This is a genomic window from Streptomyces sp. NPDC048481 (genome assembly GCF_043200075.1).
In the GTDB taxonomy this organism is placed as follows: Bacteria; Actinomycetota; Actinomycetes; order Streptomycetales; family Streptomycetaceae; genus Streptomyces.
In genome coordinates this window covers 66,602-91,689 of the sequence record NZ_JBICXC010000006.1, presented here as the reverse complement: position 1 = coordinate 91,689, position 25,088 = coordinate 66,602, and the positions used below count along the sequence as shown (strand labels likewise).

Genomic DNA, 25,088 nt, shown 5'->3' with positions numbered 1-25,088 from the left:
TGCGCGGAAAAAAATCCCCCGGACCGCGGCCCGGGGGATTCTCGGGGACGTCCGACGACGTCCGGGGAGGTCAGCCGGTGAAGCCCGCGGTGATGGAGGTGAACTGCCAGGTGCTCTGGCTGATGCCGGAGCAGTTGCTCACCACGCCGCCGCCCGGGCACGGCCGGTCACGGTTGACGGCCCAGTAGGCGAGCCGCGCGATGTGGTGCGAGTTGGCCCAGTCGCGGATGGACGTCCAGATCGCCGGGGTGGTGTTCTCCTGCTGGTCGGAAAGGCCGTTCATGCCGGAGATGCCGATGTGGGCGTAGGCGGTGGCGTCGTCCCAGCCGAAGGTGGACTTCAGCTTGTTCTTCAGCCCTTCCGTCGCGTTCACGGTGTTGCCGTACATGTCCGAGCCGCCGCCGAAGTCGAACGGCATGATGGTGAAGACGTCGATGTCGGCGCCGAGCGACTTGGCCTGCTCGATGAGCCGGTTGCCGTAGTAGGTCGGTCCGGTCGTCGACGTCCCGAAGGTGACGATGGTCTTCAGGCCGGGGTTGTTCGCCTTCACGGTCTTCAGCGCGGTGAGGATCCGCGCCTGCACGGCCTCGTTCTCGAACTCGTCCGTGTTCTCGATGTCCATGTCGATCGCCTTGAGCGAGTAGGCGTCGATCACCTTCTGCAGGGCGCCCGCCAGCGCGCTCGCCGAGGAGCAGTTGGCGCCGAGCTTGCTGCCCTGCCAGCCGCCGAAGGAGGGCACGATGTCCCCGCCGGCCGAGCGGACCTGGTTGATCACGCTCTGGTCGACACCGCCGGCCAGCGGCCGGTTGCCGTCCCACATCGGGTTGCAGCCGCCGCCGTCGAGCACGAAGGCCATCGTGAACCACTTGACGCCGGTCGCGTTCATCACCGTGGTCACGTTCGGGGGATCGCCCCAGCCCTCGAAGAGGTAGGGCGCGGCCTGCTTGAAGCCGGTCCCGCCACCGCCGCCCGCGCTGGTCGTGACGCTCACGGTGTTCGAGGCGCCGGAGGTGTTCCCGGCGGCGTCGCGCGCCCGCACGCTGAACGAGTAGGACGTGCTCGGGGACAGCCCGGCGACCGTGGCCGAGGTCCCGGAGACGGTGAGCACCTTGGACGACCCGCTGTAGACGTCGTAGGCCGTGACGCCGACGTTGTCGGAGGCGGCGTTCCAGGACAGCGACACGCTGGAGGACGTCTTGCCGGTCGAGGTCAGCCCGCCGGGCGCGGTCGGCGCCTGGGTGTCGGAGCCGCCCCCGCCGCCCGGTCCGTCCAGGCTGATGTCGTCGGCCTGGTAGGCGCCCTGGGCGTACCAGCCGTGGACGTAGATCGTGGCGCTGGTCTGCGAGGCGCCGGTGGTGAAGGAGACCGAGAGCTTGCTGTACGCCGACGGCGACGAGGTCCAGGTGGAGGCCCCGCCGTCGACGCCGAGGTAGACGTAGGAGCCGCGCACCCAACCGGACAGCGCGTACGTGGTGTTGGGCTGGACGGAGACGGTCTGGCCGCACTTGGCGATGTCGCTCGCGCTCACCGCCCCCGAGAGGGCCTTGGAGCCGCTGTGGACGGGCGAGGAGACGACGGAGCCGAGGTTGCCCGTACAGGACCAGGGCGAGACGGAGCCCGACTCGAAGCCGGGGTTGGTCAGGACGTTGGCCGCCTGGGCGGTGCCGGGCAGCGCCACGGCTCCGGCCAGGGCGAGACCGGCGGTGCCGGTCAGGGCGAGGAAACGACGCCATGGGCGTCCGAGGGATCTGGTGCGCACGCGATCTCCCTGAAGGAATGGGGGTGTTCGGGAGTGCAAGGGGAGTGCAGAGCTGTGCAAGGGGGTGCGCAACAAATTTGGTATGGACCAATCCGGCTGTCAAGGAGAGTGACGGGATTGGTCCATACCAGTTGACGGTCCGGTGATCCGGGCGGGCGAGCCGCGAGCGGGGGACCGGACCGGGAGGTGTGGGACACGAGTCGTGGCCTGCGGGCCAGGGCGGGGACCGAGACGCCCGGGCCGTTCGGCTACAGCGGCAGGGCCTGCGCCGCGTCCGCGGACGCCGACGCGGCGGCCTGCGCGGTCGGCTCGGGGGACCCGGCGGGCGCCGGCACGGCCGGCAGGAGCGGCTCGGCCTCCTCCAGCCGCTGGTGCGGCAGCGCGACCGCGCGGAGCGGGCGGGGGCCCGACACGACGGTGTAGTCCTGGCCCAGGAACGGCGGCTCGATCCTGCCAGGGTCCTCGCCGAGCGCCAGCTGCACCGCCGCCCAGGGCGCGTTGACGCCGCACAGCGCCAGCTGGTGCAGGCCGCCGGCCGGACGGGTGTTGACGTCCATCAGGACCGGTCGGTCACCGAACATGCGGAACTGGATGTTGGACAGGTAGTGCAGCCCGAAGCCCTCGGCGATGAGACGCGCGGGTTCCAGCCACTGCTCGTGCAGGGTGAAGCCCCGGCGGCGGCCGTTCTTCGTGCGGCCCACGGACATCCGCAGGATGTTGTCGGGGCCGGTGAGGCAGTCCACGGACACCTCCGGCTGCTCGAGCCGGGGCATGACCAGCCAGTCGACCCGGTCCTCGCCCCGCTCCTCGGCCTGCCGCAACGCCTCGACCACCATGTCGAGTTGGACGTAGGGGCTGGGGAACCCGGTGAGCAGATCCAGTGAGAACGGCTTCCGGGTGATCATCCGGAAGCCCACCCCGCCCGCTCCGGACGCAGGCTTGAAGCAGGCGCGATGCCCCGCGTCCTCCAACTCCTCGACGGCCGCGACGAGTTCGTCGGCGCAACGGACCCGGTGCCATGGCGGCACCGGCACTCCGATCGCCTGCACGGCCTCGTAGGCGACCACCTTGTCGTGGAAGACGGCGACCGCCTCCGGCGGCGGTGCGAGCAGCGCCGTGCCGACCGCCTCGAAGTCGGCGCGGTGCGCCACGAGGGCCGACTGGTGCAGGCGCGGCACGAACACGTCGATGCCGCGACGCCGGCACTGGGCGAGGGCGTACTCGACGTACGCGGCCGGGGACAGGCCCTCCGGCTCCAGCTCGGCGGTGTCGGCGGCGGCCAGCACGGGGGAGTCGGCGTCACCGTGCGTGGCATGGATCTCGACGGCCCGGTCGCTGGGATTTCGTCGCAGCTGATCCGTGAAGAACACGTTCTCCGCGTACGTGCGGTTGAGCCAGACGCGTACGCGAGAGACCATGCGAGGCCGCCTTTCACGGTGTGCGGGCAGGGCGAAGCAGGCCCGGCCCGGGCAGGGGAAATGGTGGGTCACCAAACCGCCCTGCGTGAAGGGACGTCCATGGCGGTGGTGTTGGGGCGATCATACGGGGTCCCGGGGGTGCCGCGTGCAACGCGCGTGTCACGGATTTTCCGATCTTGTTCCCGTACGCGGCCCGATCGGGTAAAGGCGCGCTGCGGTGCAGGTGGGGGCGGGTACGGCTCCGCAAGCGACCGGATTCGACCTTGTCCCACGGGCCGCGAACGTGTTCTCTTGGGAAGCACGTGTGTGTTCGCGGGAACGCGGAGCGTGCTCTAGTGAGCGGGGGCTCGAGGTGACGACGACGGCCGGTGGCGCCGGACGACTGCTGGCCATCAGCGATCTGCACATCGGCTATCCGGAGAACCGGGCTCTGGTCGAGGCGATGGCCCCGGAGACGGACGAGGACTGGCTGCTGGTCGCGGGTGACGTCTCGGAGAACGTGGCCGACATCCGCTGGGCCCTGAAGACCCTCGCGAGCCGCTTTGGCAAGGTCGTGTGGGCGCCCGGCAACCACGAGCTGTGGTCGCATCCCGGCGACCCGGTCTCGCTGCGCGGGGTGGCCCGCTACGAGCACCTCGTGGAGGTCTGCCGCGACCTGGGCGTGACGACGCCGGAGGACCCCTACCCGGTGTGGGAGGGCCCCGGCGGCCCGGTGGTCGTCGCGCCGCTGTTCCTGCTGTACGACTACTCGTTCCTCCCGGCCGGCTGCACGACCAAGGCGGAGGGGCTGGCCTACGCGCAGGGCACCGGCATCGTCTGCAACGACGAGTACCTGCTGCACCCCGACCCGTATCCGTCCCGCGAGGCCTGGTGCCGGGCCCGGGTCGCCGAGACCGAACGCCGGCTCGCACAGATCCCGGACGGCCTGCCCGTCGTCCCCGTCAACCACTATCCGCTGCACCGGCATCCCATGGACGTGCTGTGGCATCCGGAGTTCGCCATGTGGTGCGGCACCGAGCTGACCGCCGACTGGCACCGCCGTTTCCGCCTCGCCGCCATGGTCTACGGCCATCTCCACATTCCACGGACCACCTGGCAGGACGGCGTCCGCTTCGAGGAGGTGTCGGTGGGCTACCCCCGCGAGTGGCGGGGACGCCCTCAGCCCCCGGGCCGGCTGCGACGCGTCCTGCCCGCACCGCCCGGCGGGCCCGGACGGCCCGGAGACCCGTCCGGGGAACCCGCGGAGCCGGGGGAGGCCCGGTGATCGCCGGACTGCTGCCCGGACCGGTGGTGGCGGTGGAGGCCTTCGCCGAGGACGGCGAGGGCGAGTTCGCGGATATGCCGCTGTACCCGCAGGAGGAGGCGCTGCTGACCCGCGCGGTGGACAAACGCCGTCGCGAGTTCACCGTCGTGCGCGCCTGCGCCCGGCGGGCCATGGAGAAGCTCGGCGTGCCCCCGCAGCCCGTGCTGCCCGGCGAGCGCGGCGCGCCGCAGTGGCCCGCCGGACTGACGGGCAGCATGACCCACTGCGACGGCTACTGCGCCGCCGCGCTGGTCCGCGCCGACGACCTCGCCTCCCTGGGCATCGACGCCGAACCGCACGCTCCCCTTCCCGACGGCGTGCTGGCCACCGTGGCCCTGCCCGCCGAGGCGGCCCGGCACGCGCGCCTGGCCCGGGAGCGGCCCGAGGTGCACTGGGACCGGCTGCTGTTCAGCGCCAAGGAGTCCGTCTACAAGGCGTGGTTCCCCCTCACCCGCCAGTGGCTGGACTTCAGTGAGGCGGACATCGAACTGACGGCCGTCGCCGGCCCCGGCGCGGACCCGCAGGGGACCTTCCGGGCCCGCCTGCTCGTGCCCGGGCCGCTGGTGGGCGGCCGGCGGCTCGGGCACTTCGAGGGCCGCTGGACCGTCCGGCGGGGCCTGGTGGCCACGGCCGTGACGGTCCGGCACGGCTGAGGCCGCGGCCCTGCGCTCACGCGCCGGGGCACCAGCTGTGCAGCAGCCGGAAGAACTCCTCCTCGTTGCCCGTGAGCCCGGCGTCCGCCAGGGCCCGCTCCGCCTCGGCCAGCACGGAGGGCGGCACCACGGGCGGCAGCCGGTCGTGCGATGTGCCGGACAGGCGTGCGCCGGACAGGAGTGCGCCCTCCCGGCCCTCCTCGTCGCCGAAGGCGGCCCGTACGGTGTGCAGCAGCCTCAGGTAGGCCTGCACGGCGGTGCGCTCGCGGTCGGTCAGTACGGCTGTGGGCATCGGTCGGCTCTCCCCGTGTCGGCGTCGTCTCCCACGCGCCCCGACGGCGCGTACGCCCCCGTGCGGCGGCGCACCACCCAGCTTGCCGCCCACCACTGACAATCCGGCCGCGCAGCGCGTCGGTTCGCCCGCTCAGCGCAGGCGCAGACCTGCGCGCGCCCCTCTCCGGATCCTCTCCGTGCCGCCTCCGAGGCCCGTCCCGGCCCTTCCAGGAGACGGATCCTCGCTGCTGCGAGGGCTTCCGGGGAGCACGGAGCGCGCCCGGGCCCACCCGACGGCGCCCGCGCCCGCAGTAGCGCCCGCCCGGTCGTCGTCATCGGGGGTGAACACGCGGCGCCCGTCCGCCCGTCCGCCTGTCGCTCGTCCGTCGGCCCGCCCGTCCGTCCCTGCCGGGCTGCCGGCCGGTCAGCTCTGCGGGCCGAGGTATCCCAGCGACGCCTCGATCCGGCCCGCCAGGTGGTCGCGCTGGCCGCGGCCGCGCGGCGCCGAACCGGGCAGCCAGGCCCGGCACTTGCTGGCCAGCAGCAGGCCGAACGTCTCGGCCTGCCTTTCGTCGGCCAGATCGAAACGGGTGCGCGCGGCGACGCTGCGCACGGTCGCCTGGAGGTCCGCTCCGTCGCTGAGTAAACGGGCCGCGACCGTCGCGCCCTCGACGTGATGACCGCAGTGGCCCGCCTTCATGTGCCACAGCTCGTGCCCGAGGATCACCAACTGGTGGTCGGGGGCGGTGCGTTCCTCGATGACGACCAGATCCTGGTCGGCCATGTCGAGCCACAGTCCGCTCGCCGTGTCGGCGGGGAAGGACGCCATGCGGAAGTGGACCGGGCGGCCGCGCCGTCTGCTCATCCCGTCGCACAGGGCGGTGTACAGGTCCATCGGCGCCGAGGGGGCCGGAAGGGCCAGCTCCGAGACCAGTTCGCCGCTCAGGCGGCGCATTTCCTTGGCGATGCTCACGCTTCTCCCCCGGATCACGACTCGGGCCGCTTCACGCTCTCCAGGAGCATGTCCAGCCACTCGGCGACCTTGTCGCGGTGCTGGTCGGTGGGCAGCTGGGCCGCCCGCCACGCGATCCCGCGCACGCCGTGGTCCTGGAGCAGACGCTCCAGCGGGTCCGAGGCGGCCGCGGCCGCCTCGCGCGCGGCGAGCTTCTGAAGCAACTCCTGCTCGGTGTGCTGGAGGGCGCCCGCGAGCGCCTCGGGGTCCTCGGCCGTGAGGAACCCGGCGTGGACGCGGAAGAACCGCTGGAGGGCGTCGCAGTGCTCCATCGTGGGGCGCCGGTCGCCGTTGATGAGGGCGCCCGCCTGCTGGCGCGACATGCCGGCGCCGTCGGCGATCTCCTGCTGGGTGTACTTGCGGCCGTTGGGCTTGAGCCGCGTACGGCGCAGCAGGTCGAGACGCTGGAGGAAGCGTGCCTGGACGTCGGGCTCACCGGCGGGCCGGCCGCTCAGCAGAGCCTTGACCACGGGCTCGGGGACCCCGGAGGCGACGGACAGCCGGCCCGTGGCGAAGACCTCCGCGTGCGGCACGCCCAGCCGGTCGGCGAGCGCGGCGACACGGGCGACGACGGCCGACAGCAGCACCGTCGCCGCGGCGCCCGGAACCTCGAAGCCATCCTCCGCCACCGACAGGTCTCCTAGGTCTCTCACGTCCCTCTCACAGGCACACGATCGCCGACACGGACGGTCGCCGTGAACTGCGTGGAGAGTAGCGGGTCTTTCGAACTCACATCCAGGTCTCGCCACAACTGTGGCCAATTTCAGCCGTCAACGACCGCGGAATGCCACGATAGTTGACATGCCTCGCGTCCGGGCAGCAGGATCGGGGCGCCGCGTGAAGGCCGCATAGGCAAGAGGGGTGACCTCCCGATGGCATATCAGGCAGGAGGGCAGCGGTCCGCACCGCGGCCCGTCCCCGAGAGTCCCGAGGCCCAGGCGTATCTGCACGACTACGGCGTCTATCTGGACGCCGTCCCCTTCCCGTCCGTCGTGCTCGACCACCGCTGGGACGTGGTGCTGTCCAACGCCGCTTTCGCGTCACTTTTCCGCGACGTGAGCCCGCATCCGACCGCCCACCCGACCGACAACTTCCTGCGGTTCGTCCTGTTCCATCCCGACGCGTGCGCGGTTCTCGGCGACCACGAGACCGGCTGGTGCCTGCCGATGCTCGCGGGCTTCTCCGCGGCCGTGGAACGCCACGCGCACGACCACGTCCTTCAGGCGATCCGCCGCGAGATCGGCCAGGACCCCATCATGGAGGCCGCCTACCGGCACGGGCTGCCGCACTGGGTCCGCGCGGTCGGCGAGGGCGCCGTCGAGCACGACGGGGCGGTCCGCTCGCTTCTGCATCCCGACCCGCGCCGGGGCGCCACGGAGTGCCGCATCGTGACCGAGACCCCGAGGACCCTGCGCGACATGGGGTACACGCGGCTCACCCTGGTGCTGCGCGAGGCCCGCCCGGCCGCCTCGACCGGCAGAGCGCGCGGCGTCCGCCGCGGCGCGAGCCATCTCAGCGTGGTCCCGCCCCCGGCGGGCTGACCGCCACCGGGGCCCGCACCCCCGAAACGCGGCCGCCGCCGGACCGCCGGACCGCCGCCCTCGGCCCCGGGCCCGGCACCCCCGCCGTGCCCGTTGCCCCCACCGGACCCCCCGCTTCCCGAGATACCGCGATACCCGCGACACGCGCGCTTCTTCCGATCCCCTCCATCTCGTCGATCCCCTCGGTCCCGCCCGTCCGAGGCGCCGGACGTCCGGCGCGAGGGGCTGCGGGCAGGCGGCCCGGCGTGGACTTCGTCCTCCGAGCGGCTCCCGCCCGGCTCCCCGGACTTTCGCGGCAGCGGCAGCGGCCGCCGCGAAGTCGCCGCCGGGGGACCGATTCAGGGGCCGCGTCCCGGCCCGGCCGGGCACCGCCGGCGTTCAGGTCGCCGACGGCGCCCGGGCCGTCCGACTCCCTCCTTCTCGCCGTGTCCCTCCCTCCCTTTACGCAAGCTGCTTGCATTTCTTGCGCTATTCTTGCGCGCATGACGCGACGACTTGCGGAAGTGGCCAGGAAGGTCGGGGTCAGCGAGGCCACGGTCAGCCGGGTGCTCAACGGCAGGCCCGGGGTGTCCGAGGCCACCCGGCAGGCGGTGCTGTCCGCCCTGGACGTCCTCGGCTACGAGCGGCCGACCCAACTGCGCGGGGAGCGCGCCCGGCTCGTCGGGCTGGTGCTGCCCGAGTTGCAGAATCCCATCTTCCCGGCGTTCGCCGAGGTCATCGGCGGCGCGCTGGCCCAGCTCGGCCTCACGCCGGTGCTGTGCACGCAGACCAAGGGCGGGGTCTCCGAGGCCGACTACGTCGACCTGCTGCTCCAGCAGCAGGTGTCCGGCGTCGTCTTCGCCGGCGGTCTCTACGCCCAGGCCGACGCGCCCCACGACCACTACCGGCGGCTCGCCGACCGCAACATCCCGGTCGTGCTGGTCAACGCGTCCATCGACGACCTCGGCTTCCCCGGCGTCTCCTGCGACGACGCCGTGGCTGTCGAGCAGGCCTGGCGGCACCTCGCCTCGCTCGGGCACGAGCGCATCGGCCTGCTGCTCGGACCGGGCGACCACGTGCCCTCCGCGCGCAAGCTGGCCGCCGCGCGGGCGCTCGGCGACCTCCCCGACGAGCGCGTCGCCCGGGCCATGTTCTCCATCGAGGGCGGTCACGCGGCCGCCGCCCGGCTCATCGACCGGGGAGTCACCGGCTTCATCTGCGCCAGCGACCCGCTGGCCCTCGGCGCGGTCCGCGCCGCCCGCCGCAAGGGGCTCGACGTGCCCGGCCGGGTCTCGGTGGTCGGCTACGACGACTCCGCGCTGATGAACTGCACCGAGCCGCCGCTCACCACCGTGCGGCAGCCCATCGAGGCCATGGGCAGGGCGGCCGTCGAGCTGCTGAACGCGCAGGTCGCCGGGGGTGTCGTGGCCGCCGACGAGCTGCTCTTCGAGCCCGAGCTGGTGGTCCGGGGCTCCACCGGGCAGGCGCCCCGCGACTGATCTGCGGCCGCCTGTCGAATAATTACAGATTCTGCGCGACATCTTGCGGACACCTGTCGCCGGTGCTTGAGTGTGCCGCGCCAGCACGGCGGCGGCCCGGACCCGTCGCCGTGGGGCCTTCCTTGCTCCTGCCCAGAGGGGTCCACCGATGACAAGCACCGGGTTCCGTCGTACCGTCGCCGCACTCGGCGTCGGCTGCCTCGTCCTCACCGCCTGCGGGTCGAACGACGACAGCGCGAGCGGAAAGACCCGCATCACGGTCAACTGCATGCCCCCCAAGAGCGCCGCGGTCGACCGCCGGTTCTTCGAGGAGGACGTCGCCGCCTTCGAGAAGCAGAACCCGGACATCGACGTCGTCCCGCACGACGCGTTCCCCTGCCAGGACCCCAAGACCTTCGACGCCAAACTCGCCGGCGGCCAGATGGAGGACGTCTTCTACACGTACTTCACCGACGCCCGGCACGTCGTCGACATCAAGCAGGCCGCCGACCTCACGCCGTACCTCAAGGAGTCGAAGGGCTACGGCGCCGTCCAGAAGCAGCTGCGCGACATCTACACCGTCGACGGCAAGGTCTACGGCGTTCCGCGCACCGGCTACTCCATGGGGCTGATCTACAACCGCGCGCTCTTCGAGAAGGCCGGCCTCGACCCCGACAGACCCCCGGTCACCTGGGAGGAACTGCGCGCGGACGCCAGGCGGATCGCCGCGCTCGGCGACGGCACGGTCGGCTACGCCGACTACAGCGCCCAGAACCAGGGGGGCTGGCACTTCACCGCCGAGATGTACGCGCAGGGCGGGGACGTGGTGAGCGCCGACGGCCGCAGGGCCGCCGTCGACACGCCCGCCGGCCACGCCGTGCTGCGCACCCTGCACGACATGCGCTGGAGCGACGAATCCATGGGCAGCAAGCAGCTCCTCGTCATCAACGACGTCCAGCAGCTGATGGGCTCGGGCAAGCTCGGCATGTACCTCTCCGCCCCGGACAACATCCCGATCCTGGTCAAGGAGAAGGGCGGCGACTACAAGGACCTCGCCCTCGCGCCGATGCCCGGCGGCAAGGGCACCCTCATCGGCGGCGACGGCTACATGTTCCGCAAGAGCGACACCCCCGAGCAGATCCGCGCCGGCCTGAAGTGGCTCGACCACATGTTCCTCACCCCCGGCGACGGGTTCCTCGGCGACTACGCCCGCGCCAAGAAGGCGGACGCCCCGGTCGGCCTGCCCGAGCCGCGACTGTTCACCGGCGCCGCCGACGCCAGGGACCAGCAGGTCAAGAAGGCCAACGCCAACGTGCCCGTGGAGAACTACCGGGCCTTCCTCGACGGCAGCCGGCGCCTGCGGATGAGGATCGAGCCGCCGCACGCCCAGCAGATCTACTCCGTCCTCGACGGCGCCGTCTCCGCCGTCCTCACCAAGAAGGACGCCGACATCGACCGGCTTCTCAAGGACGCCTCGGCCAAGATCGACGGCATCCTGGCCCGGGGCTGAACCGATGACCGAGACCGCGACTCCCCGGCCCGTCGAGGCGGTGCCGGCCCACCCGGTGCAGGCGCCGCCCCCGGCGGGGGGCAGGGGGCGGCGCCGCCTCGCCGAGCAGGCCCGCGCCTACGCCTTCCTCCTCGGCGGACTGCTCTGCTTCGCCCTGTTCTCCTGGTACCCGGCGATCCGCGCGGTGGTGATCGCCTTCCAGAGGTACACGCCGGGGTCCGCGCCCGAGTGGGTCGGCGCCGCCAACTTCACCCGCGTCCTGCACGACCCGGAGTTCGCCGCCGCCTGGCGCAACACGCTCGCCTTCACCCTGCTCGCCCTGCTGATCGGCTTCGCGGTCCCCTTCGCGCTCGCCCTCGTCCTGAACGAACTCCGGCACGCCAGAGCGTTCTTCAGGGTCGTGGTCTATCTGCCCGTGATGATCCCGCCGGTGGTCAGCGCCCTGCTGTGGAAGTGGTTCTACGACCCCGGCGCCGGACTCGCCAACGAGGCGCTGCGCTTCGCGCACCTGCCGACCTCGAACTGGACCAACGGCGCCGACACCGCGCTCGTCTCCCTCGTCCTGGTGACGACCTGGGCCAACCTGGGCGGCACCGTCCTGATCTACCTGGCCGCGCTCCAGTCCATCCCCGGCGAACTCTACGAGGCGGCCGAGCTGGACGGCGCCGGCCTCCGGCAGCGCATCCGGCACGTCACGATCCCCCAGACCAGGTTCGTCATCCTGATGCTGATGCTCCTTCAGATCATCGCCACCATGCAGGTGTTCACCGAACCCTTCGTGATCACCGGCGGCGGTCCGCAGGACGCCACGGTCACCGTCCTCTACCTCATCTACAAGTACGCCTTCCTCTACAACGACTTCGGCGGGGCCTGCGCGCTCAGCGTCATGCTGCTGGCGCTGCTCGCCGGCTTCTCCGCCCTGTACCTGCGGCTCACCGGCTCCGGGGAGGACGCGTGAGCACCGTCCGCACCCTCGTCTCGCCCGCCACGCTGGCCCGCCCCCGGGGCCGGGCCGTCTACTGGAGCGTCTTCTGCGGAGTCGTGCTGCTCTTCGTGCTGGCGTTCCTGTTCCCCGTGTACTGGATGGCGACCGGCGCGATGAAGTCGCCCGACGAGGTGGCGCGCACCCCGCCCACGCTCGCCCCGCGGCAGTGGCGGCTCAGCGGCTACACCGACGCCTGGCGCCTCATGGACCTCCCCGAGCACCTGTGGAACACGGTCGTCCAGGCCGCCGGGGCCTGGCTGTGCCAGCTGGTCCTGTGCACGGCCGCCGCCTACGCCCTGTCCCGGCTGCGGCCCGCGTTCGGCAGGCTGATCCTGGGCGGGATCCTCGCCACCCTGATGGTGCCGGCCCAGGCCCTCGTCGTGCCGAAGTACCTGACCGTCGCCGACCTGCCGCTGATCCACATCAGTCTGCTCAACGACCCCCTGGCGATCTGGCTGCCCGCGGCCGCCAACGCCTTCAACCTGTATCTGCTGAAGCGCTTCTTCGACCAGCTCCCGCGCGAGGTGCTGGAGGCCGCCGAGATCGACGGAGCGGGCCGGCTGCGCACCCTGTGGTCCGTCGTGCTGCCCATGTCGCGGCCGGTGCTCGGCGTGGTGTCGATCTTCGCGCTGGTCGCCGTGTGGCAGGACTTCCTGTGGCCGCTGATGGTCTTCTCCGACACCGACGAACAGCCGGTCAGCGTGGCCCTCGTCCAGTTGTCGCAGAACATCCAGCTGACCGTGCTCCTCGCCGCGATGGTCATCGCCAGCATCCCCATGGTCGCCCTGTTCCTGCTCTTCCAGCGGCACATCGTCGCCGGGATCAGCGCGGGCGGCACGAAGGGCTGACACCGCCCCCTCGACAGAAAGGCAGGCACCGTGGGACAGCCCACCCGGACCACCCGGACCGCCCGCGCCGCGCAGGATCACGACTGGTGGCGCAGGGCCGTCATCTACCAGGTGTACGTGCGCAGCTTCGCGGACGGTGACGGCGACGGCACCGGCGACCTCGCGGGCGTCCGCGCCCGGCTGCCCTACCTGGCCGAACTCGGCGTCGACGCCCTCTGGTTCACCCCCTGGTACCGGTCTCCGATGAAGGACGGCGGCTACGACGTCGCCGACTACCGCGCCGTCGACCCGGCCTTCGGCACGCTCGCCGACGCGGAGAAACTGATCGCCGAGGCCCGTGGACTGGGCATCCGCACGATCGTCGACATCGTGCCCAACCACGTCTCCGACCAGCACCCCTGGTTCCGCGCCGCACGCGCCGGCGGCCCGGAGCGCGAGCTGTTCCACTTCCGGCCGGGGCGCGGCGCGCACGGCGAACTCCCGCCCAACGACTGGCGGTCGGAGTTCGGCGGGCCCGCCTGGACGCGGCTCCCCGACGGCGACTGGTACCTGCACCTGTTCGCGCCCGAGCAGCCCGACCTCAACTGGGCCCACCCCGCCGTGCGCCGGGAGCACGAGGACGTCCTGCGCTTCTGGTTCGAGCGGGGCGTCGCCGGCGTCCGCATCGACTCGGCCGCCCTGCCCGCCAAGGACCCCCGGCTGCCGGACCTCGTCGAGGGCCGCGACCCGCACCCCTACGTCGACCGCGACGAACTGCACGACGTGTACCGCTCCTGGCGGGCCGTCGCCGACGCGTACGACGCGGTCTTCGTGGGCGAGGTCTGGCTGCCCGACAGCGAACGGTTCGCCCGCTACCTGCGCCCCGACGAACTGCACACCGCCTTCAACTTCGCCTTCATGACCTGCCCCTGGCAGGCCGACCGGCTGCGCGCCTGCGTCGACGAGACGCTCGCCCGGCACGCACCCGTCGGCGCACCCGCCACCTGGGTGCTGTGCAACCACGACGTGACGCGCACGGTCACCCGGTACGGACGCGCCGACACGTCGTTCGACTTCGCCGCGAAGTCCTTCGGCACCCCGACCGACCTCGCTCTCGGCGCCCGCCGGGCCCGGGCGGCCGCGCTGCTGTCACTGGCCCTGCCCGGAGCGGTCTACGTGTACCAGGGCGAGGAACTCGGGCTGCCCGAGGCCGACGTGCCGGTCGAGCGGATCGTCGACCCGATGCACTTCCGCTCCGGCGGCGCCGACCCCGGCCGCGACGGCTGCCGGATCCCGCTGCCGTGGGCGGCCGGGGCCCCGCACGCCGGATTCGGCCCGGGCCGGGAGCCCTGGCTGCCGCAGCCGGCCGGCTGGGCCTCGTACGCCGTCGACCGGCAGCAGGACGACCCCGGCTCGATGCTCGCCCTCTACCGTGCGGCGATCCGGCTGCGTCCCGCCTTCGGCGGCGACGCGCCCCTCACCTGGCTGCCCGCGCCCGACGGAGTGCTGGCCTTCAGCCGGGCCGACGGCGTGGTCTGCGCCGTCAACCTCGCCGGCGCCCCCTACGCACCCCCCGCAGCCGCCGAACTCCTCCTCGCCAGCGGTCCGCTGGACGACGAGGGGCGGCTGCCCCAGGACACCGCGGTCTGGCTGCGCCTCTGAGACCGCGTGCCGCTGTCCCCGCACCCCCACCACGAAGGGACCAGCACGGATGAACACCCACAGCACAGACCGAGCCCTCACCCGCGTCGTCAGGGGCGTTCCCGCCCTGCTGGCCGTGGCGCTCGCCGCCGGCCTGCTCGGGGCGACCGCGCCCGCCGCGCACGCGGCCGCCGGGGCCACCCTGCCCTTCACCTCGGTGGAGGCGGAGACGGCCACCACCGACGGGACGGCGATCGGCCCCGACCACACCCAGGGCACCCTCGCCTCCGAGGCCTCGGGCCGCCGGGCGGTACGGCTCGCCGCGGGCCGCCGCGTCGAGTTCACCGCGCCGGGCGCGGCCGACGCCGTGAATCTCGTGTACAGCGTCCCCGACGGCCGGTCCGGCGCCCTCGCCGTCTACGTCAACGGCGTCCGGCTCGCCCGGACGCTCCCGGTGACGTCGAAGTACTCGTTCGTGGACACGGGCTGGATACCCGGCGCGAAGACCCACCACTTCTTCGACGAGGCACGGCTGCTGCTGGGACAGGACGTGCACGCGGGTGACAAGGTGGCGTTCGAGGCGACCGACGTCGAGGTCACCGTGGACGTGGCCGACTTCGAGCAGGTCGCCGCGCCCGCCGCCCGCCCGGCCGGCTCGGTCTCGGTGGTCGACAAGGGCGCCGACCCGAGCGGACAGGGTGACTCCACCCAGGCCTTCCGCGACGCGATCGCCGCCGCACAGGGCAAGGTCGTGTGGATCCCGCCCGGCGACTACCGTCTGACCTCCTCCCTCGGCGGCGTCCAGAACGTGACGCTCCAGGGCGCGGGCGCCTGGCACTCCGTGGTGCACGCCTCGCGCTTCATCGACCAGCCGAGCTCGTCCGGGGGAGTGCACATCAAGGACTTCGCCGTCATCGGCGAGGTCACCGAACGCGTCGACTCCGCCCCGGACAACTTCGTCAACGGCAGCCTCGGGCCAGGCAGTTCGGTGTCCGGGATGTGGCTCCAGCACCTCAAGGTCGGGCTCTGGCTGACGGGCAACAACGACGGCCTCGTCATCGAGGACAACCGCATCCTCGACACCACCGCCGACGGGATCAACCTCAACGGCAACGCCCGGGGGGTCCGCGTCCGCGACAACTTCCTGCGCAACCAGGGCGACGACTCCCTCGCCATGTGGTCGCTCCACGCCCCGGACACCGACAGCAGCTTCGAGAACAACACCGTCACCCAGCCCAACCTGGCCAACGGCATCGCCGTCTACGGCGGCACCGACCTCACCGTCCGCAACAACCTCGTCCTCGACACCAACGCCCTCGGCAGCGGCATCGCCATCTCCAACCAGAAGTTCCTCGACCCCTTCTCCCCGCTGGCCGGCACGATCACCGTCGACGGCAACACCCTCGTGCGCACCGGTGCCATGAACCCGAACTGGAACCACCCGATGGGCGCGCTGCGCGTCGACTCCTACGACAGCCCGATCGACGCCACGGTGAACATCACCGGCACCACCGTCACCGACAGCCCCTACAGCGCGTTCGAGTTCGTCTCCGGGGGCGGCCAGGGCCGCCCCGTCAGGAACGTGCACGTCACGGACGCGACGGTGCGCGGCACCGGCACGGTCGTGGTGCAGGCCGAGGCGCCCGGGGAGGCCGTCCTGCGCAACGTCACCGCGACCGGCGTGGGGGCGGCCGGCGTCTACAACTGCCCCTACCCGGCCGGCTCGGGCGTCTTCACCCTCACCGACGGCGGCGGCAACTCCGGCTGGGACACCGTCTGGGCCGACTGCTCCACCTGGCCGCAGCCGGGCCAGGGCAACCCCGGCCCCGGCCCGGACCGCAACCTGGCCGCGGGCCGGCCCGCCACGGCCACCGGCTCGCAGGACGTCTACACCCCCGGCAAGGCCGTCGACGGCGACCCGGGCACCTACTGGGAGTCCGCCAACAACGCCTTCCCACAGGCCTGGACGGTCGACCTCGGCCAGGCACGGGCACTGCGCCGGCTGGTGCTGAAGCTGCCGCCCTCGCCCGCCTGGGGCGCGCGCACCCAGACGCTGAGCGTGCTGGGCAGCACGGACGGCTCCACATACACCGCGGTGGTCCCCTCGCAGGGCCACCGGTTCGACCCGGCGACCGGCAACACCGTCACCGTGCCGCTGCCCGCCACCACGAACCTGCGCTTCCTGCGGCTCCAGGTGACCGCCAACACCGGTTGGCCGGCCGGGCAGTTCAGCGAGGTGGAGGCCTACACGACCCCGTGAGCCGGCCCGCGGGCGACCTGCGCCGCACCGTCCCGTAGCGGCCGCGCGTCTCCACCGTCCGGACCTTGGCCCGAAGGCGGGGCCGGCCGGGAGGCGCGCGGCTCGCGCGTGCCCGGGACCGCCCGGTCGCGCGGGGGCGGGGGCGGGCGGGCCGTCCCCCGGTCACAGGTCCAGCACGAGCCGCTTCCCCCGGCACCGGGACACACAGATCATCATCGTCTCCCCGGCCTCCCGCTCCTCGGCGCCGAGCACGCTGTCCCGGTGTTCCGGAGTGCCGTCCAGCACGTCGGTCTCACAGGTGCCGCAGGTTCCCTCGGCACAGGAGTAGAGCACCTGGACGCCCGCCGCCCGCACGGCGTCGAGTACGGAAACGCCCGGCGCGACGGTGAGGGTACGGCCGCTGCGCGCCAGCTCGACCTGGAACTCCCCGTCGGGGGAAGCCGGTTGCTCCTGGGCCCGGAACCGCTCGATCCGGAGCACGTCGGCCGGGCACCGCTTCTGCACCGCGTCCACCAGCGGGCCGGGGCCGCAGCAGTAGACCAGGGCGTCCCCGGGCAGTGCGTCGAGCACCGGCCCGAGGTCGAGCAGTCCCGTCTCGTCCTGCGGGGCGACGGTGACCCGGTCGCCGTGGACCGCGAGCTCCGCGGTGAAGGCCATGGAGGCGCGGGTGCGGCCGCCGTAGAGCAGGCTCCAGTCGGCGCCCGCCGCCTCGGCGGCCGCCACCATCGGCAGCAGGGGGGTGATCCCGATGCCGCCCGCGATGAAGCGGTAGCGGGGCGCCGGGCGCAGGGCGAAGTGGTTGCGCGGGCCGCGCACCGCGACCTTGTCGCCCTGCCTCACCTGCTCGTGCACATGGGCGGAGCCGCCCCGCCCGTCCGTCTCGCGCAGCACCGCGATCCGCCAGGCGGTGCGGTCGGCCGGGTCGCCGCACAACGAGTACTGCCGTTCCAGGCCCGGCCCGAGGACGACGTCGACGTGCGCGCCGGGCTCCCAGGCCGGCAGCGGCTCGCCCAGGGGATGGCGCAGGGTCAGGGCGAGCACCTCGTCGGCCGCGAACTCCCGTCGCTCGACGACCAGTTCGACCTCGGTCGCGTACATGTCGCTCATGAGACGTTCCCCTGCGGCGGGTGTCCGTCGGGGTGGCCGAGCATCCACTCCCACATCTCGACCGGGTCCTGCGCGGCGTGCTCGGCGCCGCAGTGGCAGGTGCCGTGCAGGACATCCGTGCCCGGCAGCCAGTCGACGCGGTAGACCTCGCCGGTGTCGCCGCTGCTCACGAGATCCTCTCCACCGGCTTGTCGCCCTCCTCCACGAGCCGGGCGAGGATACGGCGGGCGGCCAGGCCGCCGGTGTCGATGTTGATGCTCAGCTCCTGGTACCCGGCGCGCTCCGAACCGAGGGTGCGCTGAAGGAGGTTGAGCGCGTCGACGTCCTGCATGACCACGGTGTGGTTGTTGCCCCGGAGGAACTCGGTGACCTCCTCGTCGTCCGTCGCCCAGTCCCGCGAGACCATCCAGAAGTCGTACACCCTGCCGTCGGCGGACGGCGTGATGGCGTAGGTGATCTCGGTGTGGAAGCCGTTCGGGTCGCTGCCGTCGGCCTCGGGCAGGACGCCCACCGGTGCGATGCGGCTGTGCAGCAGGTACAGGCAGGGGGCGTGGTACTCGATGTCCTGCCAGCGGGTGATCCGCCCCTGGATGCCGGTGGAGCGGGCGTAGAACGGCGGGCACTCGGCGTCGTCCATGTGCCGGCTGACCCGCACGATGCCCGCGCCCTCGTCGACCTCGGTGGTGATCGGCGTCTCGGCGACCTCCGGGGTGCCGATGTACCCGCCGTGCAGATACGTCTCGTGGGAGAGGTCGAGGAGGTTGTCGACGAGCAGTCCGTAGTCGGCGTCGACGGGCTCCATGCCGCGCACGGTCGTCCAGCCGGGGGAGTCGAGGTGCCGGGCGCGCGGGACGGTCCCCGGGTCGGCGAGGGCGGGGTCGCCGATCCAGACCCACACCAGGGAGTCCTGTTCGACGACCGGATAGGCGGCCACCCGTGCGGTGCGCGGGATGCGCTTCTGGCCCGGCACGTACACACAGGCGCCGGTGGTGTCGTACGTGAAGCCGTGGTAGCCGCAGACGACGCGGTCGCCGTCGAGGCGGCTCTCGGAGAGCGGGAACCTGCGGTGCACGCACCGGTCGTGCAGCACGACGGGCGTGCCGTCCTGCTGCGTGCGGTAGAGGACGAGCGGCTCCCCGAGGACCGTCCGGCCGAGCAGCTCCTCGCGTCCGACCTCCTGGCTGTAGGCGGCGACGTACCACTGGTTCCTGGCGAATGCGGTGGTGTGCGGCATGGGGTTCCCGTCACTGTCGGCGGGGCGCCGTCGCCCCGCGTGCCGTGGTCGGACCCAGGTTCCTGACGGCCGCGGCCGGCGCGCAAGACGGCTTCTGTCAGGCGGAAGCGTCTCTGTTCCTGAGCAGAGGCCGCCGACGGCCCGGGTGAGCACGGCCGACCGGGAGGCTGCCCGCGAGGCGGCGTGCGGGGCTTGTACCGGCAGCCTTCACCCTGGCTTCATTTCGGCCTTCCCCGATGTCCGCCGCTCTTGCGAGACTCCTCCCGCGCGCATCCCGTCACGAACCGGCCGGCAGAACCCTTCCGTACGAGAGGTGCCTCACCCATGTCCGAGGTCAACCGGCGTCGCTTCCTCCAACTCGCGGGCGCCACGACGGCGTTCACCGCATTGTCCGGCAGTGTGGAACGCGCCGCGGCGCTGCCCGCGAACCACCGCACGGGGTCGATCCAGGACGTCGAGCACGTCGTCGTCCTGATGCAGGAGAACCGGTCCTTCGACCACTACTTCGGCACGCTGCGCGGCGTCAGGGGCTTCGGCGACCCGCGTCCGGTCACCCTGGCCGGCGGCAGGTCCGTCTGGCACCAGCGGGACGCCGCGGGCAAGGACGTCCTGCCGTTCCGTCCCGAGGCCGACGACCTGGGCCTCGCCTTCGTCCAGGACCTCCCGCACGGCTGGAACGACGGGCACGCCGCCTTCGACGGCGGCAGGTACGACCGGTGGGTGCCCGCCAAGAGCGCCACGACGATGGCCTACCTGACCCGCGAGGACATCCCCTTCCACTTCGCGCTGGCCGACGCGTTCACCGTCTGCGACGCCTACCACTGCTCGTTCATCGGCTCCACCGACCCCAACCGCTACTACCTGTGGTCCGGGTACACCGGAAACGACGGCAGGGGCGGCGGCCCCGTCCTCGGCAACGAGGAGGCCGGCTACAGCTGGACCACGTACCCCGAGCGACTGGAGCGGGCCGGGGTCTCCTGGAAGATCTACCAGGACGTCGGAGACGGCCTGGACGCCGCGGGCGGCTGGGGCTGGATCCAGGACGCCTACCGCGGCAACTACGGCGACAACTCGCTGCTGTACTTCGACCAGTACCGCGACGCCGTGCCCGGGGACCCGCTGTACGACAAGGCCCGCACCGGCACCGACGCGCGCACGGGCGAGGGCTACTTCGACCGGTTGAAGGCGGACGTCGAGGGCGGAAGGCTGCCGCAGGTCTCCTGGATCGTCGCACCCGAGGCCTTCACCGAGCATCCCAACTGGCCCGCCAACTACGGCGCCTGGTACATCTCCCAGGTCCTGGAGGCGCTCACCGCCGACCCCGAGGTGTGGGCGAGAACGGCCCTGTTCGTCACCTACGACGAGAACGACGGCTTCTTCGACCACCTGCTTCCGCCCTTCCCGCCGGCCTCGGCCGCACAGGGCCGCTCCACGGTCGACGTCCGGCCGGACCTCTTCCCGGGCGACGCCGGCCACGCCGCGGGCCCCTACGGGCTCGGGCAGCGGGTGCCCATGCTGGTGGTCTCCCCCTGGAGCAGGGGCGGTTACGTCTGCTCCGAGACCTTCGACCACACCTCGGTCATCCGGTTCATGGAGCGCCGCTTCGGCGTGCGCGAGCCGAACATCTCGCCGTGGCGGCGGGCCGTCTGCGGCGACCTGACCGCCGCGTTCGACTTCTCCCGCGCGGACGCCCGGCCGGTCGTCCTGCCCGGCACCGACGGCTACCGGCCCCCGGACCGCGAGCGGCACCCCGACTACGTGCCCGTCCCGCCGGCCCACCCCGTCCTGCCCAGGCAGGAGCGCGGCACGCGCCCCACCCGCCCGCTCAAGTACGCGCCCCAGGTGGACGGTTCGGTGGACGCGGCCGCCGGGACGCTCACCCTCACCTTCGCCTCGGGCGCCAAGTCGGGCGCAGCCTTCCTGGTGACCTCCGGCAACCGCGCCGACGGGCCCTGGAGTTACACCACCGGCGCGGGCGCGACCGTCTCCGACACCTGGAACTCGGCCTACTCCGACGGCGCGCACGACCTGACGGTGCACGGCCCGAACGGGTTCCTGCGCGCCTTCAAGGGGGCGGGGAGGGCGACCGGGCCCGAGATCGTCGCACGCCACGCCGGCGACGGCGTCGAGCTGATCTTCACGCACCGGGGCAAGGACACGGTCGAGTTGGAGGTGGCCGACGGCTACGGCGGCCGGACCACGACGGTCCGGCTGCGGCCCGGCGCCGTGCTCAAGCGGACCGTGGACCTGCGCGCGAGCCGGCGCTGGTACGACCTCACGGTCACCTCGACCGCCGACCGGACGTTCCTCAGGCGGTTCGCCGGACACGTGGAGAACGGCCGGCCGGGCGTCAGCGACCCGGCGATCGCCACGGAGTGACGCGCCGACGCGGACAGGACGCCCGACGCCCGGCCGGCGCCCGGGGGCGGGGGCGGTCGGGCCCCGGGCGGGACCGGGATAGTGTGCCCCGGTGACCACGCATTCGAACACACCTTCAGGCTGGTACCCGGACCCGCACGGGGCCTCCCGGACCATGCGCTACTGGGACGGCGTCCAGTGGACCGAGCAGACCCGCGCCGAGGGCCCGGGGGAGGGCGCGCCGCAGGTGCCGCCGCAGCCGGGGCCGGACCACCGGGTGCAGAGCCAGGTGCAGCGGCAGGCCGGGGTCGCGCCGAGCGGCCCCGGCGGCGGCACGCTCTTCAGCGAGCCGGTGCTGGTGGTGAACCAGAAGGCCAAGCTGATCGAGCTGACCAACGAGTACAAGGTCATGGACCAGCAGGGCAACCAGCTCGGCTCGGTGGTCCAGGTCGGCCAGAGCATGCTGCGCAAGATCGTCCGCTTCCTCGCCAGCATCGACCAGTACCTGACGCAGCGTCTGGAGATCCGGGACGCCCACGGTCACCCCGTGCTGCTGCTGACCCGGCCGGCGAAGATATTCAAGTCCAGGGTGATCGTCACCCGCCCGGACGGGCAGCCGGTCGGCGAGATCGTCCAGCAGAACGTCTTCGGGAAGATCAACTTCGCGATCAACGCGGACGGCCGGCAGGTCGGCGCGATCAAGGCGGAGAACTGGCGGGCCTGGAACTTCGCGATCGTCGACCACGCGGACAACGAGGTCGCCCGGATCACCAAGACCTGGGAAGGCCTCGCCAAGACGATGTTCACCACCGCGGACAACTATGTGCTCCAGATCCACTACCAGCTGCCCGAGCCGCTGTTGAGCCTGGTCGTCGCCACGGCGCTGACCGTGGACACCGCGCTCAAGCAGGACGCACGCGGTCTGGGCTGACGCACCCGCCCGGTCCGGGGCGCACGCGGCCGCAGGGGCCGTCCTCCCGGGAGGACGGCCCCTGCGGCCGCGTGCCCTACAAGGGTGTCAGGTGCTCGGGCCCGTTCGCGGGCCGCGGCAGCAGGGCGGGTTCGGCCGAGGCGGTCTCCGGCCTCAGGGCCAGCACCGCCGCCACCGGGTGGTCCTCGTCGTCCACGACCGGACGGCCCTCGTGGTCGAGGGCCGGACGGTCCTCGTGGTCGGCGGCCGCCGGGTGCGGCGAGGCCCGCGACAGCAGCACCACGCCCCGGCCCGCCAGCCCCGCGCCCGTCAGCGCGAGCAGTATTCCGGCGGGTCCGCCCTGGAGCCGCTCGCCCAGCAGCGCGAGTCCTATCGCGGCGGCGGCCACCGGGTTGGCGAGGGTGACCATCGCCAGGGGGGCGCCGAGGCCGCCCCGGTAGGCGGTCTGCGACAGCAGAAGTCCGCCTGTGGCGAAGGCCGCGACCAGCAGCGTCACCCCGATCACCCGCAGGCTCAGCGGCGAGCCCGAGGGATCCGTGGCGGCCACCGTCACGGTCTGGGTGAGCGCCGAGGCGACACCCGAGGCGAAGCCGGAAGCGGTCGCGTGCCGCAGTCCGGGCCTGGCGCCGCGCCGGGCCAGCGCCCCGATCAGCGCGGCCGTCGCTCCCGCCACCGCGACGGCCTCGGGCAGGCTCAGCACGTCCTCGGGGGCCGGTCCCGAGGCCGTGACCAGGATCGCGGCCAGACCGGCCAGGGTGAAGGCGGTGCCCCGCCACTCGGCGGCGCTCACCCGCCGCCCGGCCATCCGTGCGCCCATCGGGACGGCCGCGACCAGCGTGAGGGCGCCCAGCGGCTGCACCACCGTCAGGGGGCCGTACTTGAGGGCGACGACGTGCAGCAGCGCGGCGCCGGCGTTCAGCCCCACCGACCACCACCACGCCCCGTTGCCGAGCAGCCGCAGCAGGCCCGTGCCGGGATGCCGGGAGGCCAGCCGCTCCTGGGCGACGGCGGCGGCCGCGTAGGCGACGGCCGAGAAGAGGGAGAGGACGACGGCGAGCAGCGTGGCGTTCACCGGCCCGCTCCGACCAGGACGGGCGTCGCGTCGGCCGGGACGGTGGCGGGCGCCCCGCGTCCGACGCCGCCGGTGGCCGTGCGCCGGGGGGCGCGGATCAGGGTGAGCGCCGCACCGAGCAGGACGCCCGCCGCGACCGCGTCGAGCCAGTAGTGGTTGGCGGTGCCCACGATCACCAGCAGGGTCAGCAGGGGATGCAGCAGCCACAGCCGGCGCAGGCGCGACCGGGTGGCGGCCATGAGGCCGATCGCGACCATCAGGGCCCAGCCGAAGTGCAGCGACGGCATCGCCGCGAACTGGTTGGACAGCTGGTCCGTCTGCGGCGGGCCGTACACCGACGGGCCGTAGACCCGCGCGGTGTCGACCAGTCCGGTGGCCGCCAGCATCCGCGGCGGGGCCAGCGGGAACGCCAGGTGCAGCGCCAGGGCGGCGGCGGTGACCGCCGTCAGCGCCCGGCGCGCCCAGAGGTAGTGCGCCGGACGGCGCAGGTACAGCCAGACCAGGAACGCCAGCGTGGCGGGGAAGTGCACGGTGGCGTAGTAGGTGTTCGCGACCTGTGCCAGGCCGTCCCCGTGCAGCAGCGGCGACTGCACCGTGCCTTCGTCGGGCAGCCGCAGCCACCGTTCGAGGCGCCACACGTCATGGGCGTCGCGGAAGGCCTCGCCGGTGTGCCCGGCGACGAGCTGCCGTCCCAGCTTGTAGACGAGGAAGAGCCCTGCGACAAGCAGGAGCTCGCGGACTACGGGCGGCCTGGCCGGTGTGGCCGGCCCCGCTTCTGCAGGCTCGGTGCGGGCATTCATCCCCCGGCCCCTTCGCTGACGGTGTGGTGCGGTGAGCGGTGCCGCCGGGCTCGTGACTCGTGCATGCACCATCGATACGATGTCGTACCGATACGTCAGTGTACCGATACGGACGCGTACCGGTACACTGGCGTATCGATTGATGTGCGCCACACTGGAGACCGGGCTCGTCCGGGCCCCCGGCGCACCGGCCGGAGCGACCGGCCCGAGCCGAAGCGGACCAGGGAGGAAGAGCAGATGACGTCGCAGGACGCGGAGGGGCCGGAGTCGGCCGCCGCCACGCGCCGCTCCAAGATCACGCCCGAGCGTGAGCAGGAGTTCTTCGACGCCGTCCTCGACCAGGTTCGCGAGTGCGGTTACGAGGCCGTCACCATGGAGGGCGTCGCCGCCAGCACCCGGTGCAGCAAGTCCACGCTCTACCGGCAGTGGAAGACCAAGCCCCAGTTCGTGGTGGCCGCCCTGCGCTCGCGCCGCCGCGCCCGGCTCGCCGGCATCGACACGGGGTCGCTGGCCGAGGACCTGCGCGAGGCGGCCCGCGCCACCGGCCGCTGGTCGACCAACGACTCCAAGCTGCTGCAGGCCCTCGGGCACGCCGTCACCGGTGACGAGGAACTCGCGAAGGCGCTGCGGGAGGCGCTCATCGACCCCGAGATCGCCGCTCTGCGCGAGATCCTGCGGCGCGGCGTCGAGCGCGGCGAGGTCCCCCGCGACCATCCGGCGCTGGAGTACGTGCCGGCGCAGATGTTCGGGGTGATCCGGGCCCGTCCCGTCGTGGACGGCGAATACGCGGACCAGGACTACCTGGTCCGCTTCGTGGAGGCCGCCGTGCTCCCGGCGCTCGGCCTCACCTAGCACTCGTCCGCCGGCCCGCTCGGGCCGGCGGACGACTCAGGCCGCCGCCCACGGGATGACCGGACGGCGACCTGTACCGCGCCGCACCGTGGGGA

22 protein-coding genes are annotated in these 25,088 nt (G+C 72.8%); 12 read left to right on the top strand and 10 right to left on the bottom strand.

What is annotated here, in order from left to right; translation table 11 throughout:
• Positions 1-70 precede the first annotated feature (70 nt).
• Positions 71-1,759 carry a carbohydrate binding domain-containing protein gene (locus tag ACGFSH_RS19860; RefSeq protein ID WP_393350256.1) on the bottom strand — a complete coding sequence of 563 codons (1,689 nt, stop codon included), beginning with the start codon at positions 1,757-1,759 and terminating at the stop codon, positions 71-73.
• Between the two features lie 248 nt (positions 1,760-2,007).
• A complete protein-coding gene (locus tag ACGFSH_RS19855) occupies positions 2,008-3,177 on the bottom strand; it encodes an ATP-grasp domain-containing protein (RefSeq protein ID WP_393350254.1) in 1,170 nt (389 codons plus the stop codon).
• A gap of 352 nt (positions 3,178-3,529) precedes the next feature.
• Here ACGFSH_RS19855 and ACGFSH_RS19850 point away from each other — a divergent pair, with 352 nt between their 5' ends.
• Together ACGFSH_RS19850 and ACGFSH_RS19845 are read left to right on the top strand one after the other, a co-directional pair.
• Positions 3,530-4,441, top strand: coding sequence for a metallophosphoesterase family protein (locus ACGFSH_RS19850; protein WP_393350252.1), 912 nt, complete (start codon positions 3,530-3,532; stop codon positions 4,439-4,441).
• A complete protein-coding gene (locus tag ACGFSH_RS19845; protein WP_393350251.1) occupies positions 4,438-5,133 on the top strand; it encodes a 4'-phosphopantetheinyl transferase in 696 nt (231 codons plus the stop codon). Before ACGFSH_RS19850 ends, ACGFSH_RS19845 begins: the two co-directional genes overlap by 4 nt.
• 16 nt (positions 5,134-5,149) lie before the next feature.
• On the opposite strand, the gene ACGFSH_RS19840 is transcribed toward ACGFSH_RS19845, so the two are convergent.
• From ACGFSH_RS19840 to ACGFSH_RS19830, 3 genes are all read right to left on the bottom strand, one after another.
• Entirely contained in the window at positions 5,150-5,425 is a 276-nt protein-coding gene (locus tag ACGFSH_RS19840) for a hypothetical protein (protein ID WP_393350248.1), read from the bottom strand.
• A gap of 405 nt (positions 5,426-5,830) precedes the next feature.
• Entirely contained in the window at positions 5,831-6,361 is a 531-nt protein-coding gene (locus ACGFSH_RS19835) for a toxin-antitoxin system, toxin component (RefSeq protein WP_393350865.1), read from the bottom strand.
• A gap of 32 nt (positions 6,362-6,393) precedes the next feature.
• Positions 6,394-7,047 carry a helix-turn-helix domain-containing protein gene (locus ACGFSH_RS19830; RefSeq protein WP_393350246.1) on the bottom strand — a complete coding sequence of 218 codons (654 nt, stop codon included), beginning with the start codon at positions 7,045-7,047 and terminating at the stop codon, positions 6,394-6,396.
• Positions 7,048-7,290: 243 nt separating this feature from the next.
• On the opposite strand from ACGFSH_RS19830, the gene ACGFSH_RS19825 reads away from it, so the two are divergent.
• The 7 genes from ACGFSH_RS19825 (at position 7,291) to ACGFSH_RS19795 (ending at position 16,639) form a co-directional block, all read left to right on the top strand.
• A complete protein-coding gene (locus ACGFSH_RS19825; RefSeq protein ID WP_393350243.1) occupies positions 7,291-7,959 on the top strand; it encodes a hypothetical protein in 669 nt (222 codons plus the stop codon).
• Positions 7,960-8,441: 482 nt separating this feature from the next.
• Positions 8,442-9,437, top strand: coding sequence for a LacI family DNA-binding transcriptional regulator (locus ACGFSH_RS19820; protein WP_393350240.1), 996 nt, complete (start codon positions 8,442-8,444; stop codon positions 9,435-9,437).
• 148 nt (positions 9,438-9,585) lie between these two features.
• The gene (locus ACGFSH_RS19815; protein ID WP_393350238.1) at positions 9,586-10,926 is read left to right on the top strand and encodes an ABC transporter substrate-binding protein; all 1,341 of its coding nucleotides are present in this window, start codon (positions 9,586-9,588) and stop codon (positions 10,924-10,926) included.
• A gap of 4 nt (positions 10,927-10,930) precedes the next feature.
• Complete coding sequence (locus ACGFSH_RS19810) at positions 10,931-11,884, top strand: carbohydrate ABC transporter permease (protein WP_393350236.1); 954 nt, start codon at positions 10,931-10,933, stop codon at positions 11,882-11,884.
• On the top strand, positions 11,881-12,759 hold the full coding sequence (locus ACGFSH_RS19805; protein WP_393350234.1) for a carbohydrate ABC transporter permease: 879 nt from the start codon (positions 11,881-11,883) through the stop codon (positions 12,757-12,759). The genes ACGFSH_RS19810 and ACGFSH_RS19805 overlap by 4 nt, the downstream gene beginning before the upstream one ends.
• Before the next feature lie 30 nt (positions 12,760-12,789).
• Positions 12,790-14,400, top strand: coding sequence for a glycoside hydrolase family 13 protein (locus ACGFSH_RS19800; RefSeq protein WP_393350232.1), 1,611 nt, complete (start codon positions 12,790-12,792; stop codon positions 14,398-14,400).
• 49 nt (positions 14,401-14,449) lie between these two features.
• Positions 14,450-16,639 (top strand): discoidin domain-containing protein, encoded by a 2,190-nt coding sequence (locus ACGFSH_RS19795; RefSeq protein ID WP_393350230.1) that lies wholly within the window; start codon positions 14,450-14,452, stop codon positions 16,637-16,639.
• A 162-nt stretch (positions 16,640-16,801) separates the two neighbouring features.
• On the opposite strand, the gene ACGFSH_RS19790 is transcribed toward ACGFSH_RS19795, so the two are convergent.
• The 3 genes from ACGFSH_RS19790 to ACGFSH_RS19780 are packed head-to-tail and all read right to left on the bottom strand — an operon-like array spanning position 16,802 to position 18,980.
• Positions 16,802-17,737, bottom strand: a complete 936-nt coding sequence (locus tag ACGFSH_RS19790) for a PDR/VanB family oxidoreductase (protein ID WP_393350863.1) — start codon at positions 17,735-17,737, stop codon at positions 16,802-16,804.
• Between the two features lie 5 nt (positions 17,738-17,742).
• A complete protein-coding gene (locus ACGFSH_RS19785; RefSeq protein WP_393350227.1) occupies positions 17,743-17,916 on the bottom strand; it encodes a hypothetical protein in 174 nt (57 codons plus the stop codon).
• A complete protein-coding gene (locus ACGFSH_RS19780) occupies positions 17,913-18,980 on the bottom strand; it encodes a Rieske 2Fe-2S domain-containing protein (protein ID WP_393350225.1) in 1,068 nt (355 codons plus the stop codon). Before ACGFSH_RS19780 ends, ACGFSH_RS19785 begins: the two co-directional genes overlap by 4 nt.
• 324 nt (positions 18,981-19,304) lie before the next feature.
• Here ACGFSH_RS19780 and ACGFSH_RS19775 point away from each other — a divergent pair, with 324 nt between their 5' ends.
• Complete coding sequence (locus ACGFSH_RS19775; RefSeq protein WP_393350223.1) at positions 19,305-21,359, top strand: phosphocholine-specific phospholipase C; 2,055 nt, start codon at positions 19,305-19,307, stop codon at positions 21,357-21,359.
• A gap of 91 nt (positions 21,360-21,450) precedes the next feature.
• Positions 21,451-22,269 carry a phospholipid scramblase-related protein gene (locus ACGFSH_RS19770; protein ID WP_393350221.1) on the top strand — a complete coding sequence of 273 codons (819 nt, stop codon included), beginning with the start codon at positions 21,451-21,453 and terminating at the stop codon, positions 22,267-22,269.
• 76 nt (positions 22,270-22,345) lie between these two features.
• Here ACGFSH_RS19770 and ACGFSH_RS19765 read toward each other — a convergent pair whose 3' ends face one another.
• Both ACGFSH_RS19765 and ACGFSH_RS19760 read right to left on the bottom strand, forming a co-directional pair.
• Complete coding sequence (locus ACGFSH_RS19765) at positions 22,346-23,341, bottom strand: DMT family transporter (protein ID WP_393350218.1); 996 nt, start codon at positions 23,339-23,341, stop codon at positions 22,346-22,348.
• Positions 23,338-24,141: a phosphatase PAP2 family protein gene (locus tag ACGFSH_RS19760; protein WP_393350215.1), complete on the bottom strand. Its 804-nt coding sequence runs from the start codon at positions 24,139-24,141 to the stop codon at positions 23,338-23,340. Before ACGFSH_RS19760 ends, ACGFSH_RS19765 begins: the two co-directional genes overlap by 4 nt.
• 237 nt (positions 24,142-24,378) lie before the next feature.
• Between ACGFSH_RS19760 and ACGFSH_RS19755 the strand changes: the two genes are divergently transcribed.
• Positions 24,379-24,993 (top strand): TetR-like C-terminal domain-containing protein, encoded by a 615-nt coding sequence (locus ACGFSH_RS19755; RefSeq protein WP_329415363.1) that lies wholly within the window; start codon positions 24,379-24,381, stop codon positions 24,991-24,993.
• Positions 24,994-25,088: the final 95 nt, after the last annotated feature.

Bases quoted from the DNA above. Each gene is read 5' to 3' on its own strand.
- ACGFSH_RS19780 (WP_393350225.1), bottom strand. From the start codon at position 18,980: ATGCCGCACACCACCGCATTCGCCAGGAACCAGTGGTACGTCGCCGCC.
- ACGFSH_RS19795 (WP_393350230.1), top strand. From the start codon at position 14,450: ATGAACACCCACAGCACAGACCGAGCCCTCACCCGCGTCGTCAGGGGC.
- ACGFSH_RS19825 (WP_393350243.1), top strand. From the start codon at position 7,291: ATGGCATATCAGGCAGGAGGGCAGCGGTCCGCACCGCGGCCCGTCCCC.
- ACGFSH_RS19775 (WP_393350223.1), top strand. From the start codon at position 19,305: ATGTCCGAGGTCAACCGGCGTCGCTTCCTCCAACTCGCGGGCGCCACG.
- ACGFSH_RS19815 (WP_393350238.1), top strand. From the start codon at position 9,586: ATGACAAGCACCGGGTTCCGTCGTACCGTCGCCGCACTCGGCGTCGGC.
- ACGFSH_RS19840 (WP_393350248.1), bottom strand. From the start codon at position 5,425: ATGCCCACAGCCGTACTGACCGACCGCGAGCGCACCGCCGTGCAGGCC.
- ACGFSH_RS19855 (WP_393350254.1), bottom strand. From the start codon at position 3,177: ATGGTCTCTCGCGTACGCGTCTGGCTCAACCGCACGTACGCGGAGAAC.
- ACGFSH_RS19810 (WP_393350236.1), top strand. From the start codon at position 10,931: ATGACCGAGACCGCGACTCCCCGGCCCGTCGAGGCGGTGCCGGCCCAC.
- ACGFSH_RS19835 (WP_393350865.1), bottom strand. From the start codon at position 6,361: ATGCGCCGCCTGAGCGGCGAACTGGTCTCGGAGCTGGCCCTTCCGGCC.
- ACGFSH_RS19755 (WP_329415363.1), top strand. From the start codon at position 24,379: ATGACGTCGCAGGACGCGGAGGGGCCGGAGTCGGCCGCCGCCACGCGC.
- ACGFSH_RS19820 (WP_393350240.1), top strand. From the start codon at position 8,442: ATGACGCGACGACTTGCGGAAGTGGCCAGGAAGGTCGGGGTCAGCGAG.
- ACGFSH_RS19790 (WP_393350863.1), bottom strand. From the start codon at position 17,737: ATGTACGCGACCGAGGTCGAACTGGTCGTCGAGCGACGGGAGTTCGCG.
- ACGFSH_RS19760 (WP_393350215.1), bottom strand. From the start codon at position 24,141: ATGAATGCCCGCACCGAGCCTGCAGAAGCGGGGCCGGCCACACCGGCC.